Origin of the sequence: Rhizobium sp. AN80A, assembly GCF_030053015.1 — a bacterium.
Lineage (GTDB): Bacteria > Pseudomonadota > Alphaproteobacteria > Rhizobiales > Rhizobiaceae > Rhizobium > Rhizobium metallidurans.
The window spans coordinates 1,787,567-1,800,311 of sequence record NZ_JASJPX010000003.1 but is presented as its reverse complement, the minus strand read 5'-3'; the positions used below and the strand labels follow the sequence as shown (position 1 = coordinate 1,800,311).

Below are 12,745 nucleotides of genomic sequence, written 5' to 3'. Positions count from 1 at the left end.
GCAATGGCGCTCCTTTCGCTCAAGGAAGTGACGAAATCCTATGGCCAGGTTGCTGTTCTCAAAGGCATCGACCTCGATGTCGAGCCTGGCGAGGTCCTTGCGCTAGTTGGAGAAAACGGCGCGGGTAAGTCGACGCTTATGCGCATCATCGCCGGCCTTGCGCAACAAACGGCGGGGACAGCCACCTTCGACGGTGTTTCGGCTCCTGTCTCGCTTGTTCGAGCGGAGGCCGCAGGCATCATCATGGTCCATCAGGAGTTCTGCCTCGCCCCACATCTTACCGTGGCCGAGAACGTTTTCCTTGGCCGAGAGGTGCGCAAGGGGCCTTTCACCGATACAAAAGCCATGCAGCGCCTTGCCAAAGAAAGCCTCGCGCGGCTCGGGTCATCGGCAAATCCGCGAGCGAAGCTCAAGGACTTGCCGGTTTCCGACTGGCAGTTGATCGAGCTTGCCAAGGCTTTCGCTCGCAACCCGAGGCTAGTGTTGATGGATGAGCCGACCGCGGTGTTATCCGGCACCGAGGCCGCGCGCTTGTTCGAACGCGTCCGCGAATTCAGGGCCACCGGTGGGTCAGTCATCTTCACATCTCACCGCCTCGACGAGGTTAAGGAAATCGCGGATCGGGTCGCGGTCCTGCGCGACGGGCAGATTGTTCGCCTAGAGCGGGCGTCTCAATTAAGTGAATCGCAGATGGCGGAGGCTATGGTTGGTCGTCCGCTTGCCGAAATCTTCCCGGCCAAATGCACGCCGATTCATCCGGTCGAAGTGCTCGGCGTCAGCAATCTCGTCAGCCATGGTTTTGTCTCCGACGCGACGCTCTCGGTAGGGCGGGGCGAAATTCTTGGCATTGCCGGCTTGGTCGGCTCGGGGCGCACCGAGCTCTTCGAGGCGATCTGCGGTCTGCGTTCAGCAACTTGTGCTGAGTTCCGTTTAAACGGGGTTGTCCGAAAGTTGCCGGCCGCGCGCGAGGCATGGCAGCTGGGTTTGGCCTATCTCACGGAGGATCGGAAAGCAAAGGGGCTGCTGCTGGGCAAGTCGCTCGTCGTCAACCTCGCACTGACCTCTGGAGCGCTTTCAGGGCAAACGTGGATCGACAAAAAGGCGGAGCGCAGAAAATTGCTCGAAGCCGTCTCGGCATACGACATTCGCACCGGGAACATCGACACAACGGCCGGCTCGCTCAGCGGGGGGAATCAGCAAAAGGTCCTTATCGCCAAGACCTTGGCCAGCGATCCGAACCTTGTCGTTTTCGACGAGCCGACGCGGGGCGTCGATATCGGAGCGAAACAGCAAATCTACAAGATCATCGCCGATCTCGCATCTCAGGGGAAGGCTATCGTCGTCGTGTCCTCCGAGATGCAAGAGGTCGTCGGTCTCGCGCATCGTGTTGTCGTGATGCGCAAAGGCAAGGCCGTCGGGGAATTATCGGGCGACAGCATCAACGAGGGCGAGATCATAAGGCTCGCAATGGGCGTTCAGGAGGAGTTGGAAAATGTCCGATATATCGGCAACGCACGTCGGTAGTGCCGGCGGCTCGGGCCGTCAGAAAGCGCTCAAGGCATTCGAGGCCGCAGGCCCGCTCCTTGCGCTAATCTTCCTGATGATCATCGGTTCACTGATGAGCAGCAGCTTCCTCGGTGCCGAAAATCTCTCGAACGTATTCACGCGAAGCGCAATCATTGGGATCATCGCTATCGGTGCGACCTTCGTCATCACCGCCGGTGGGCTGGACCTATCGGTCGGCTCGCTGAGCGCGCTGGTGGCCGGCGTGGCAATCATGGTCATGAACCAAGCCACAGGGTCTTTCGGTACAGGATGGCTCCTTGTTGCCGCCGGCATCGTATTTTCGCTCTTGCTCGGCGCTGTTGCGGGTTTCTTCAACGGCGCGATGATCGTTAAGGGTCGTGTGGAAGCGTTCATCGTGACCCTGGGAACCATGGGTGTTTTTCGCTCGGTCCTGACTTGGCTCTCCGACGGAGGCTCCATCTCGTTGGACTTCTCTCTCCGCGATGCGGCTCGACCGATCTATTACGGGACCATCGGAGGGATCGCAGTGCCGATCTTCGTCTTCATCGCGATCGCGGTGATTGCAGAAGTGGTCTTGCGGCGCACGCGCTTCGGACGTCATGTCGCTGCCATCGGCTCGAACCGCTACGTGGCACTGTACTCGGCAATCCCAGTGGATCGGGTTCGCATTCTCACCTACGTCATTCAGGGCCTTTGTGTCGGTATCGCAACCGTCATCTACGTTCCGCGTCTCGGCGCTGCCACGCCCTCTACGGGTATGATGTGGGAACTCGAGGCGATCGCTTCCGTCATCATCGGGGGAACGGCACTTGGTGGAGGCTTCGGACGTGTCTGGGGCACCGTCGTCGGTGTTCTCATTCTCGGCTTCATCTCCAACATTCTGAACCTCACCGGCTTCATCTCACCGTATCTTAACGGAGCGGTCCAAGGTGCGATCATCGTCATCGCAGTGCTTCTGCAACGTGATCGATCTCAAGGCTAGTTTCTCCAATTTTCAATCAGAACCGAACCGGCAACCGCCGTTTCAAAACTCAAGCCCAATGGGAGGGGAACGCATGCTCAGTAAACTCAGGAATGTCGTCATGGCTGGAGGATTGGCTCTCGCCGGACTGTCGGGCACCTCTTACGCCGCCGACGCGACGATCGGGATTTCGATCCCCGCAGCTGACCACGGTTGGACGGGCGGCCTCGTCTACCACACGAAGCGCACCGTCGAAGCCATGAAGAAGGCGTTTCCGAACATCGACTTTGTCGTCGTAACGTCGTCGAGCGCTACGCAGCAGGTCAACGATATCGAAGACCTGATGAGCCGTAAGATAAATGCCCTCGTCGTTCTGCCTCAGGAATCCGATCCGCTCACCGAGCCGGTCAAGGCGGCAAAGGCAAAGGGCGTGTTCGTCACCGTTGTCGATCGCGGCCTTGCCGAAAAGAACATCGAGGACCTCTACGTCGGCGGTGACAATCCGCAGTACGGCGTTGCCGCCGCAGAATACTTCAAGCAGAAATTCCCGGACGGCGGCAAAGTCGTCGTAATGCGCGGCATTCCTACGGCGATCGACAACATCCGAATCGAGGCGTTCCAGAACGCGCTCAAGGGCTCGAAGATCGAAATTCTCGATATGCAGTACGCGAACTGGAACCCGGACAAGGGTTTCGAGGTCATGCAGGACTACCTTCAGCGCTTCCCCAAGATTGACGGAGTTTGGGCCGGCGATGACGACGCCGCGCTCGGAGCGATGGAAGCAATCAAACAGACCGATCGCAAGGGCGTGAAAGTATTGGGCGGCTCGGGCATGAACAAGGTCATCAAGCTCGTCCAAGACGGCAATGACATGGTTGATGCCGACATCTTCTATCCGCCAACCCTGATCATCCCGGCAATCGAACTGACAACGATGAAGTTCGCAACCCAGGCTCCGATCAACGGGCACTACGTCCTCGGTAGCCCGCTCATCACCAAGGACAACGCCGCACAGTACTACTTCCCTGACGCACCGTACTGAGCGTTGGCTATCGTGGGGGCGCGGTTTGCGCCTCCACATAATTCATTGCGAATTTTGGTTTCTTGCAATACCTGTGAGCGGCAACTCACCTGTCGCATCGACGGGAACTTGTAATCGGTATGGGAGCCGCCAGCATGCCACGGACAAAAGAAACGACCGAACCGCCAGTCCAGCTTGCTCACTACGAGGGCTTCGTCAACGAGGTCACGAAGCAATACGACAACCTGAGCGACCGCTTCCAGCAAGTCGCGCGGTTCATCACACAAAATCCAAATGTCGTGGCGATGCAGTCGATCAATGTCATTGCCGAGCAATGCGGCGCGCATCCATCGATCCTGGTGAGGTTTGCCCAGCATTTCGGGTTTTCAGGGTTTAAACAGCTGCAGGCAGTTTTTCAGACCCGCCTGTCCACGGCTGCTCCGGGCTACCGAGAGCGCATCAGCGCGCTGGACGCCGATCTCGAGAAGACCAAGAAGAACGGGAATCTTGGCTTCCTGCACGATCTGGTCGTTCGAGACATCGCTACGCTTCAAGGGCTCCTAAACACGGTAAGCGAGGAGAACCTATCCCAGGCGGCTACGGTGTTGAACGACGCCGACACGATTTTCATCGTTGGGCAACTGCGATCCGAGCCTATCGCGCGCTTTCTTCGTTATGTTCTGTCGATGTTGAGGAGAAGGGTGGTCCTGCTCGATCCTGCCGGCGGTCTCGCGCCGGAGATGGCTCAGGTGATGGGTCCGAGGGATGTGCTTGTCGCGATCTCGTTCAGGCATTACGCCAAGGAAGTAATCGCGATTGCAGATGTGGCAGCGCAGAATGGAACGCCGATGGTGGCAATTACGGACAGCCAGCTGTCTCCGCTGGCGAAGGGCGCTGCGGTGCTTTTCACTGTGCCGGAGGACGAATACTCCTTTTCCCGCAGCCTAGCAGCGCCGATGTGTCTGACGCAGTGTATCGCGGTGTCCTTGGCCGCCATGCTCCAGACCAACGATAAGGACGCGCCGCGTATTCCTACCGTTACGGGAAACCTCCGCCGAAAGCCGTAAGGCGATACATCCGATGATTCCAATGCATTCCGGCTACGCTGAGACTGTGCCAAAAGCAGCTTAAAGTTGCTCAAGTCAGTAGTGTAATCTTCCCTGCTGCATGGTGGTCTGCTATCCATCCGTCATGGGGGAATCATGAAACTTGTTCGTTTACGGCTCAGTAATTTCCGGTCTTTCGGCGTAACTCCGACGACCATTGATCTCGACAACATGACGTTTTTGCTTGGTCCGAATGGCTCGGGCAAAACCGCGGTGCTACAAGCATTGGCGAGAATGTTTAGTTTGGACCCGAGCCAACGAAAGATCCGCAAATCGGACTTCCATGTCCCTTGCAATGAGAGAGAGCCTCCCTCGGAGCGGCAGCTCTGGCTGGAAGCTGATTTTGAATTTCCAGAACTCGTTGTTGATGACGGATCGCCGAAGCCCTGTATTCCCGGTGCCTTCGCCCACATGCAACTTATCGCTCCGGACGGCCCGGTCCAGGTTCGGTTCCGCCTGAGGGCGGTCCTCGACCAAGACGGTGAAATCGAGGAGAGTTTTACGAACGTCCAGAAAACTGATGCGAGTGGTCAGCCGACCGTCGAAAGTCGGGTTGCGAAGCAGGACCGCAACAGCATTCAAGTCCATTATTTGCCGGCCAGACGTGATCCGGCCGACCATATTTCTTACTCAACGACTGCACTGCTCGGTAGAGTACTCAGGGCGGCAAATTGGGCGGCTGAACGAACCGCTGTCGACGGGCTCACGGAGCAAATCAGCGCTGCACTTGCCGGCAATGCCGCGATGACCAGCGTGACCAGCGCCCTTTCTAGGTCATGGACAGCGCTGCACAAGGGTAGTCATTTTACTAATCCGTCGGTCTTTTTCGGGCGAAACGAAATCGAAGCTCTCCTGCGCCACATGAGCCTGGTGTTTGCGCCTGGGCATGATGAAGAACGGGTCGATTTCTCACGCCTTAGCGATGGGCAGCAGTCGATCCTTTATTTGTCGATCGTGATGGGGGTTCATCAGCTTAGCCAGCGCGTCCTCGCTGGAGAGTTGGGGAGTGAGTTCGACATCGATAAACTTCGTCCGGCAGTATTCAACATGATCGCCGTCGAAGAGCCCGAAAACAGTTTATCGCCACACTACCTCGGTCGGGTCGTAGCGAGTCTCAAAGAGTTCTCTGCAGGTCAGGACGCACAGGCAGTGCTGGCAACTCACTCGGCGTCGATAATGCGTCGTGTCGATCCGAAAAGCGTTCGTTATTTGCGCTTGGCTGCTGACCGGACGACACGCTCGAGGACGATCGTTCTTCCGGATGCGGAAAAAGAGGCTGATGCGCACAAGTTTGTGCAGGAAGCGGTCCAGGCGTACCCCGAGCTTTACTTCGCCCGCTATGTCGTACTAGGCGAAGGGGACAGTGAAGAGGTAGTCCTGCCCCGCCTTATAAGCGCGGCTGGCACAAAAATTGACGACGCCTCGATCTCGGTTGTCCCTTTGGGTGGCAGGCATGTGAACCATTTCTGGAGACTGCTCTACGGCTTGGAGATTCCCTTCGCTACGCTGCTCGACCTCGATCTTTCTCGCCATGAAGGCGGATGGGGCCGAATTCGATATGTTTGTAAGCAATTGCTGGCCTATTCCGATGTGGAGAAAACAGGTGTCACAGCGGCCATTACCGATGGATATCCAGCATGGAACTCCCCCCTCGCGACTATTCGCTGCCGATAGCGTCGGTCCTAAGGTCATCAGCTGGCTCGAAGGGAAAGGCATCTTTTTCTCCACGCCGCTCGACCTCGACTTTGCCATGATGCTCGCTTTTCCTTCCGCATACGACATCGACAATGCCGAATTGGTCGTTCCCGATGAGGCAGCGTTCAAATCAGTTTTAGGGAAGTCACACGACACGGCAACAGATCAGTACAGCGACGGTCAGTTGTTATATTTCGATGCCTACAATCGTCGCTTCAAGAACGGTAGCAAGCCCGTCTGGCATATTCGAGCGATGTCACAACTTGACGATTTTATGATCGAAAACTTAGCGCCCGCCTCGTTGGATCGTCTTGTAAAGCACGCCCTAGATGCCCTGAAGGCAGTTCCCGAATGATCTCTAGGGAGCGGTGGAAACCTGCAGCCGGTCTAACGCTTGAACCTAACGCGCTCCTCGCAGCTCGGACGGTTTCCGGAAACCTAGCGCTCACCGCAGGTCCTGGGGCCGGAAAAACGGAAGCTTTGGCGCAACGTGCCGACTTTCTACTCCGCACCGGGACTTGCCGTTATCCGAGCCGTATCCTCGCGATCTCGTTCAAAGCTGATGCAAGCCAGAACTTAAAGAACAGGGTCAGGCTCAGGTGTGGTCACGAGCTTGCAAGCCGGTTTGACAGCTACACGTTCCACGCTTTTGCGAAGCGGATCATCGATCGATTTCGTACGGCATTGGTAGGCCAAGATCAACTTGACCCCGATTACAGCGTCGGTGAACGGAGGGTGCAAGCGCAATCGATCACCTTCAACGACATGGTCCCGTTGGCCACCACAATCCTGAAGTCCAACACTATCGCCAAGAATGCCTTGAAACACACATACAGCCACGTTTTTCTGGACGAGTTCCAGGATTGTACCGGTGAACAGTATGAGTTCTTGAAAAGCTGCTTTATTGGATCGGGTGCGCAACTGACTGCCGTCGGCGACACCAAGCAGAAGATAATGGGATGGGCAGGAGCGCTTGAAGGGATATTTCAAGACTTTGCGAGGGATTTCCAAGCGAGGCCGTTAAACCTCTATCAGAATTTCCGTGCAAAACCCCGACTCAAAAGAATGCAGAACGCGATGGTGCGGAAAATGGACCCGTCGGGGGCAGTCGATGAAGCTAGCTTGCCAGGTGAGGAGGGCTCAATAACACTACTCACAGCTGCTGACGCAACTGAAGAGGCCGAAAAACTTGCTGCGGCGGTCCGTAGCCGGATCAACGGGGGTCTCGAACCTTCGGAAATTGCCATCCTCGTCAGCCGTGATCAGCAGTATGTCTGCCAGTGTCTCCGGGCGTCTTTTCATGCGCACGAAATACCGTTTCGTGAGGAGGATAGTACGCAGGAATTCACCGCTGAGCCGGTCGTTAAGGTCATCACTGACCTGCTACTCGTCGCTGGAACAGCCGACAGTGGCGATGCCCATCGACGGCTGATAGACGCGATCGTGTATGGCCAGGCTATGGACGATGAGCAGGAATACCGTGCTCGTTCCAAATGGACTAGGTTCGTTACCGAGACGCGAGACGTCATCGCTCGGGGCGGCATTGCAAAAGGAAGTCGGGCGGGTCTGAAAGGCATTGTGGAACGTCTCTTTCAGGTGGTTGGCCGCGACGCGATCGTAGCCATGTCGCCAGACTACGCCCACGGCAGCAGGTTGAACGAACTCGTCGACGCCGCGATAAATCGACTGCACGACGTGCTTTCGCACGAAGAAGACGTCAAGTTGGCCCTCTCCGCATTCGCGGCAGATCGGGCCGTACGAGTTATGTCCGTCCATAAGAGCAAGGGCTTGGAATTTAATACCGTAGCGGTAATGGGAGTCGAGCAGGAAACGTTCTGGGGCAATATTGCAGACGAGCGATCCGCCTTTTTCGTTGCGATATCGCGAGCAAAGCAAGATTTGATACTTACTGTCGTAGCAAGGCGAGAGCGGCCAACTGGCTTTCCTGGACATCGACGGTGGATAACGTCGCGCCGTCCGCACGAGGAGTTTCTAGGATACGCTCTGCCGTATTTATAAACCTGCTCAACACCGCGCACGGCAACGAAGCGACAGCTAATCGTTCATCGCTTTCAGTTGATGTCCTGCATATATCAATCCATAGGGTGCCAGAGATGCCAATTTCTACAAAGACTGCCAAGATGCTCTGGGGTAAGTCGGCAGCACGATGCTCGATGCCAGACTGCCGCAAACTCCTTGTCGTCGACGAGACCGAGACCGACGACCCCGCATTGATCGGGGAAATGGCGCATATGGTCGCCGAGAGTGTAGACGGTCCACGCGGCGTTTCTTCGTTGACGCCAGAAGAAAGGGACCTGTATGGCAACCTGTTGCTGCTATGCCGAAACCATCACAGGCAAGTTGATGAGCAGCCGGGCCATTGGACGGTTGAACGTCTGGAAAGTTTAAAGGCGGGCCACGAGGGCTGGGTTGGGTCTAACCCCAGTTACGACGCTCAGAAGGTCCGCGACGATATTATTTACGCCGGCTACGTGGACGAATGGGCGAAGCTTTGTCACATGCACCGTTGGAGGGAATGGTCGAGTTTCGTGCTGAGTTCCGGGCAGCCAGGGCTTGAGAAATCCGTTCGCGATGATCTCACCATCGTAGTTTCCTGGACGGTGAAACGTATCTGGCCGCGTCGCTATCCCGAGCTTGAGAGTGCGCTGCAGAACTTCGCAGTAGTCGCTCGCGATTTTATCGGCAAATTCAACGAGCATTGCGAGAACTCGCGTGTCGATGAGGACGAGTTGATTACAAAGAAATTTTATCAGATCGATGAATGGAACGAGGAACGTTACCATAGGCTCTTCGATCGGTATGAATTTCATGTTGACCTTGTGGAAGACCTCATGCTGGAGCTGACGCGAGCGGCGAACCATGTCTGCGACGAAATCCGTAATAACCTTTTCCATTCCTTTGGGTTGAAGGAAGGGAGGTTGTCGGTGATGTCCGGACCTCATTCCGATATGTCTTGGCGCGAAAGCGTGGTGCAGTACAGCCAGGCGGAGAAAGCCGGTTCGTCTCCATATCCTGGACTTCAAGCCTTTCTGACCGCAAGGGCCGATCGCGATATGAACTTTGGAAATGGAAGCGAGCCCGCCTAGCTTGGCGTCATCGCCAGGCGGGATCACGGTTAAGGGGGCATCTCTCGCCTGACGAACCAGACGTCAGCCGCAAGCGCACGACATGGCTGCTCGTGAACTACTTGAGGACTTCCGATACCCTGACGGTTCGGTTCTCCTTCAGCGAAACAACCGCCGCCTCGGCAAGAGCCAAGGCCTTAACGCCATCGTCGAAGTCTGCTTCCGTCGCCGAACCGGAGATCGCGGCCCTGATGAATGACTCAAGACCCGCAGCGAACGCCTCGGCATAACGCTCGATGAAGAAGTTGAGATAGGGTTCTCCGCTCCCAGTGCTCTCGCCGCCGAAACGCTGCAACTCGTGAGGGCGGCGGTTGCCGGAAATGACCATGCCCTTGGAGCCCAGCAGCTCAACTCGCTGATCATACCCATAGGTGGCGACGCGGGAATTCGTAATCGAGCACAGCTTTCCGGTCGCTGTCTTCATAACGACCATGACGGAATCCACATCGCCAAACTCGGTGGCAAGCGTGGGGTCGATAATCGCGCTTCCTGTCGCGAAAACTTCAACAGGTTCTTCGGCCAGCATGTAGCGGGCCAGATCAAAGTCATGGATCGTCATGTCGCGCAGTATGCCGCCTGATGCCTTGATATAATCGCGAGAAGCAAAACCGGGATCACGCGAGGTGATGATGACCTGTTGGATGTCGCCGATCTCGCCAGCACGAGCAGCATCCCGAGCGGCTCTGTGGCCAGGGTCGAATCTGCGGTTGAAGCCGATTTGAATGGGGAGCTTCGATCCGGAAATTGCACGCTTGCATGCAAGGACTCGCTCGAGTGACAGATCGATCGGTTTCTCGCAGAAGACGGCCTTGCCTGCGGCGATGGCCTTCTCGATCAGGTCCGCATGGGTCGGTGTCGATGTCGCGATTAATACGGCATCAGCTTGAGCGATAGCTTCGTCTGCGGTGGCTGCCGCGACGCAACCGAACTGATCTGCGACTTGGTTCGCGGCATCTGTAACCGGATCGAACACGACGGCGAGGGTAGCATTCGGTGCGCGGTCGATTGTTGCTGCATGCATTTTTCCGATTCTGCCGCAGCCAAGTAGAGCGATCTTGAGCAATTTTTCCTCCAGGGTAGTCGTATCCCAAACAGATCACGACGCAGCGCAAGGAAAATTGCATAAACAAAAATTTGTCAATAAAAATTCTCTCCAGATGAAAGGCGAGCGCGCGTGTCTATCCAGCGTAGACGCTTGGTGGAGTCGATGATGTTTGGTCAATGGACAACGCCAGCCCTTGCGACCAATACCTCCAAGGTTGCTGATGTGTTGGATGAGCAATTTTTATTGCATGTATTTTAATGAGCGAAAACAATCACATCAAGATGTTTCGTGACAATGCTAGCAAAATCACTTGCAATTATCGAAATGTCGCAATAAAAATTCCCCGACAAAAGCGATCGACCCGTTTTGTCGATCTGGGAGGCATCTATGAATACCGTTCGTTTGACCATGGCTCAAGCCCTGGTGCGCTACCTTTGCAACCAGTTTACTGAAATCGACGGAAAGCGCGAGCCGCTTTTCCCGGGCGTGTTCGCAATTTTTGGACACGGCAATGTGACATGCCTTTCGGAGGCACTTGAGGCCGTTCAAGACGTTCTGCCTACGTGGCGCGGCCAGAACGAGCAATCGATGGCTCTTGCGGCAATCGGATTTGCCAAGGCGACCCGCCGTCGTCAGATCATGGTCGCAACGGCTTCGATCGGGCCGGGTGCCCTGAACATGGTCACTGCAGCTGGCGTCGCTCATACGAACAGACTTCCCGTCCTGCTGTTGGCTGGCGACACCTTCGTGAACCGCCGCCCCGATCCTGTCATGCAGCAGGTCGAGCACTTCGGCAACCCGACTGTTACCGTGAACGATGCCTTCAAGGCGGTTACTCGCTATTGGGACCGCATTACCCATCCGGAGCAGATCATCTCGTCGCTCCCTCAGGCAGTCGCCGTGATGCTCGATCCTGCGGACTGCGGCCCTGCGTTCATCGGTCTGCCGCAGGACGTCCAGGAGATTGCATGGGACTATCCCGAAAGCTTCTTTGAGCCGACCGTACACCGTTCGCCGCGTCAGCGCCCGGATCGCGGTAGCCTTGAGCAGGCTGTGAAAACTCTCAAGCGCGCGAAGCGTCCCCTGATCATTTCCGGCGGCGGTGCTCGCTACTCCGGAGCCCAGGATCAACTCGCTGCATTTGCCGAAAAGCACGGAATCCCGCTCTGCGAAACCATTGCCGGCAAGGGGACTGTCACCCACGACCACCCTGCACACGTTGGTCCGATTGGTATTGTCGGCTCGACTTCAGCGAACGCCATGGCCGCGGAGGCCGACGTGATTCTTGCGGTCGGGACGCGTCTCATGGACTTCACAACAGGGTCTTGGACAGCATTTTCGCCGGACGCCAAATTCGTCGCCATCAATGCCGCTCGCTTCGATGCCCATAAGCACCAGGCTGTTGCAGTGGTCGGGGATGCATTGGAGTGCATCAACGAGCTTGAAGAGGCCGTCGGTGACTACAAGGCAAGCGCCGAGTGGACTGAAAAGGGTCGGGCCGAGTTCGCGAAGTGGAATTCGGCGCTGGACGGCTATCAGAAGCCGACCAATGCTGCCATTCCCACCTATGCTCAGGTCGTTGGGATCGTGAACGAGAAGGCCGGCGAACGCGACCTCCTGATCACGGCGGCAGGCGGGTTGCCCGGCGAAGTAATGAAGAACTGGCGCGTCAAAGCGCCGAACACTTTCGACTGCGAATTCGGCTTCAGCTGCATGGGATACGAAATCGCGGCTGGCTGGGGCGCTGCCATGGCTGACCCTAGCCGCACGCCAATCGTTATGATCGGCGATGGCACATACATGATGATGAACTCGGACGTGTACTCAACTGTTTTGTCCGGCCACAAGATGATTCTCATCGTCTGCGACAACGGCGGATACGCGGTCATCAATCGCCTGCAGAATGCCAAGGGTACTCCTGGCTTCAACAACCTCCTCAAGGATTGCCGCGTGAAGGAACCGTTCGCGGTTGATTTTGCAAAGCACGCAGAAGCCATGGGCGCTCTCACACGGCACGTTGAGAGCCTCGCGGACCTCGGTGCTGCAGTCGAGTGGGCAAAGTCGACAGACCGCACCACCGTCCTCACGATTGTTTCGGACGCATTCACCTGGACGCCGGGCGACGCATGGTGGGACGTGGGCGTGCCTCAGGTCAGTGCACGCAAGGAAGTCAACGCAGCTGCCGAAGACCAACAAAAAGGCCGCAAGCGCCAGCGTGTTGGTGTGTGACGAGCGAGTTCGAGG

At 56.7% G+C, this 12,745-nt stretch carries 10 protein-coding genes; 9 read left to right on the top strand and 1 reads right to left on the bottom strand.

Features of this window, described 5'->3' with window-relative positions; all coding sequences use genetic code 11:
- Window positions 1–3: 3 nt before the first annotated feature.
- The 8 genes from P3R82_RS20480 to P3R82_RS20445 all read left to right on the top strand — a co-directional run bounded on the left by P3R82_RS20480 (window position 4) and on the right by P3R82_RS20445 (window position 9,417).
- Entirely contained in the window at window positions 4–1,524 is a 1,521-nt protein-coding gene (locus P3R82_RS20480; RefSeq protein ID WP_283195114.1) for a sugar ABC transporter ATP-binding protein, read from the top strand.
- 76 nt (window positions 1,525–1,600) lie between these two features.
- The gene (locus P3R82_RS20475; RefSeq protein WP_349294076.1) at window positions 1,601–2,509 is read left to right on the top strand and encodes an ABC transporter permease; all 909 of its coding nucleotides are present in this window, start codon (window positions 1,601–1,603) and stop codon (window positions 2,507–2,509) included.
- A complete protein-coding gene (locus P3R82_RS20470; protein WP_283195112.1) occupies window positions 2,490–3,530 on the top strand; it encodes a substrate-binding domain-containing protein in 1,041 nt (346 codons plus the stop codon). The genes P3R82_RS20475 and P3R82_RS20470 overlap by 20 nt, the downstream gene beginning before the upstream one ends.
- Window positions 3,531–3,664: 134 nt before the next feature.
- Window positions 3,665–4,576, top strand: a complete 912-nt coding sequence (locus tag P3R82_RS20465) for a MurR/RpiR family transcriptional regulator (RefSeq protein WP_283195111.1) — start codon at window positions 3,665–3,667, stop codon at window positions 4,574–4,576.
- Window positions 4,577–4,711: 135 nt separating this feature from the next.
- Window positions 4,712–6,289 (top strand): AAA family ATPase, encoded by a 1,578-nt coding sequence (locus P3R82_RS20460; RefSeq protein ID WP_283195110.1) that lies wholly within the window; start codon window positions 4,712–4,714, stop codon window positions 6,287–6,289.
- The gene (locus P3R82_RS20455; protein WP_283195109.1) at window positions 6,240–6,665 is read left to right on the top strand and encodes a hypothetical protein; all 426 of its coding nucleotides are present in this window, start codon (window positions 6,240–6,242) and stop codon (window positions 6,663–6,665) included. Before P3R82_RS20460 ends, P3R82_RS20455 begins: the two co-directional genes overlap by 50 nt.
- Window positions 6,662–8,329, top strand: coding sequence for an ATP-dependent helicase (locus P3R82_RS20450; protein WP_283195108.1), 1,668 nt, complete (start codon window positions 6,662–6,664; stop codon window positions 8,327–8,329). Before P3R82_RS20455 ends, P3R82_RS20450 begins: the two co-directional genes overlap by 4 nt.
- Entirely contained in the window at window positions 8,269–9,417 is a 1,149-nt protein-coding gene (locus P3R82_RS20445) for a hypothetical protein (RefSeq protein ID WP_283195107.1), read from the top strand. The genes P3R82_RS20450 and P3R82_RS20445 overlap by 61 nt, the downstream gene beginning before the upstream one ends.
- A gap of 97 nt (window positions 9,418–9,514) precedes the next feature.
- Here the strand turns inward: P3R82_RS20445 and iolG are convergent, their stop codons facing one another.
- The gene (iolG, locus tag P3R82_RS20440) at window positions 9,515–10,519 is read right to left on the bottom strand and encodes an inositol 2-dehydrogenase (protein ID WP_283195106.1); all 1,005 of its coding nucleotides are present in this window, start codon (window positions 10,517–10,519) and stop codon (window positions 9,515–9,517) included.
- Between the two features lie 369 nt (window positions 10,520–10,888).
- Between iolG and iolD the strand changes: the two genes are divergently transcribed.
- A complete protein-coding gene (gene iolD, locus P3R82_RS20435) occupies window positions 10,889–12,730 on the top strand; it encodes a 3D-(3,5/4)-trihydroxycyclohexane-1,2-dione acylhydrolase (decyclizing) (RefSeq protein WP_283195105.1) in 1,842 nt (613 codons plus the stop codon).
- Window positions 12,731–12,745: the final 15 nt, after the last annotated feature.

Excerpts from the sequence above, each read along its gene's own strand:
- P3R82_RS20480 (WP_283195114.1), top strand. The coding sequence starts at position 4 with ATGGCGCTCCTTTCGCTCAAGGAAGTGACGAAATCCTATGGCCAGGTT.
- iolD (WP_283195105.1), top strand. The coding sequence starts at position 10,889 with ATGAATACCGTTCGTTTGACCATGGCTCAAGCCCTGGTGCGCTACCTT.
- P3R82_RS20460 (WP_283195110.1), top strand. The coding sequence starts at position 4,712 with ATGAAACTTGTTCGTTTACGGCTCAGTAATTTCCGGTCTTTCGGCGTA.
- P3R82_RS20450 (WP_283195108.1), top strand. The coding sequence starts at position 6,662 with ATGATCTCTAGGGAGCGGTGGAAACCTGCAGCCGGTCTAACGCTTGAA.
- P3R82_RS20475 (WP_349294076.1), top strand. The coding sequence starts at position 1,601 with ATGATCATCGGTTCACTGATGAGCAGCAGCTTCCTCGGTGCCGAAAAT.
- P3R82_RS20465 (WP_283195111.1), top strand. The coding sequence starts at position 3,665 with ATGCCACGGACAAAAGAAACGACCGAACCGCCAGTCCAGCTTGCTCAC.
- P3R82_RS20455 (WP_283195109.1), top strand. The coding sequence starts at position 6,240 with ATGGATATCCAGCATGGAACTCCCCCCTCGCGACTATTCGCTGCCGAT.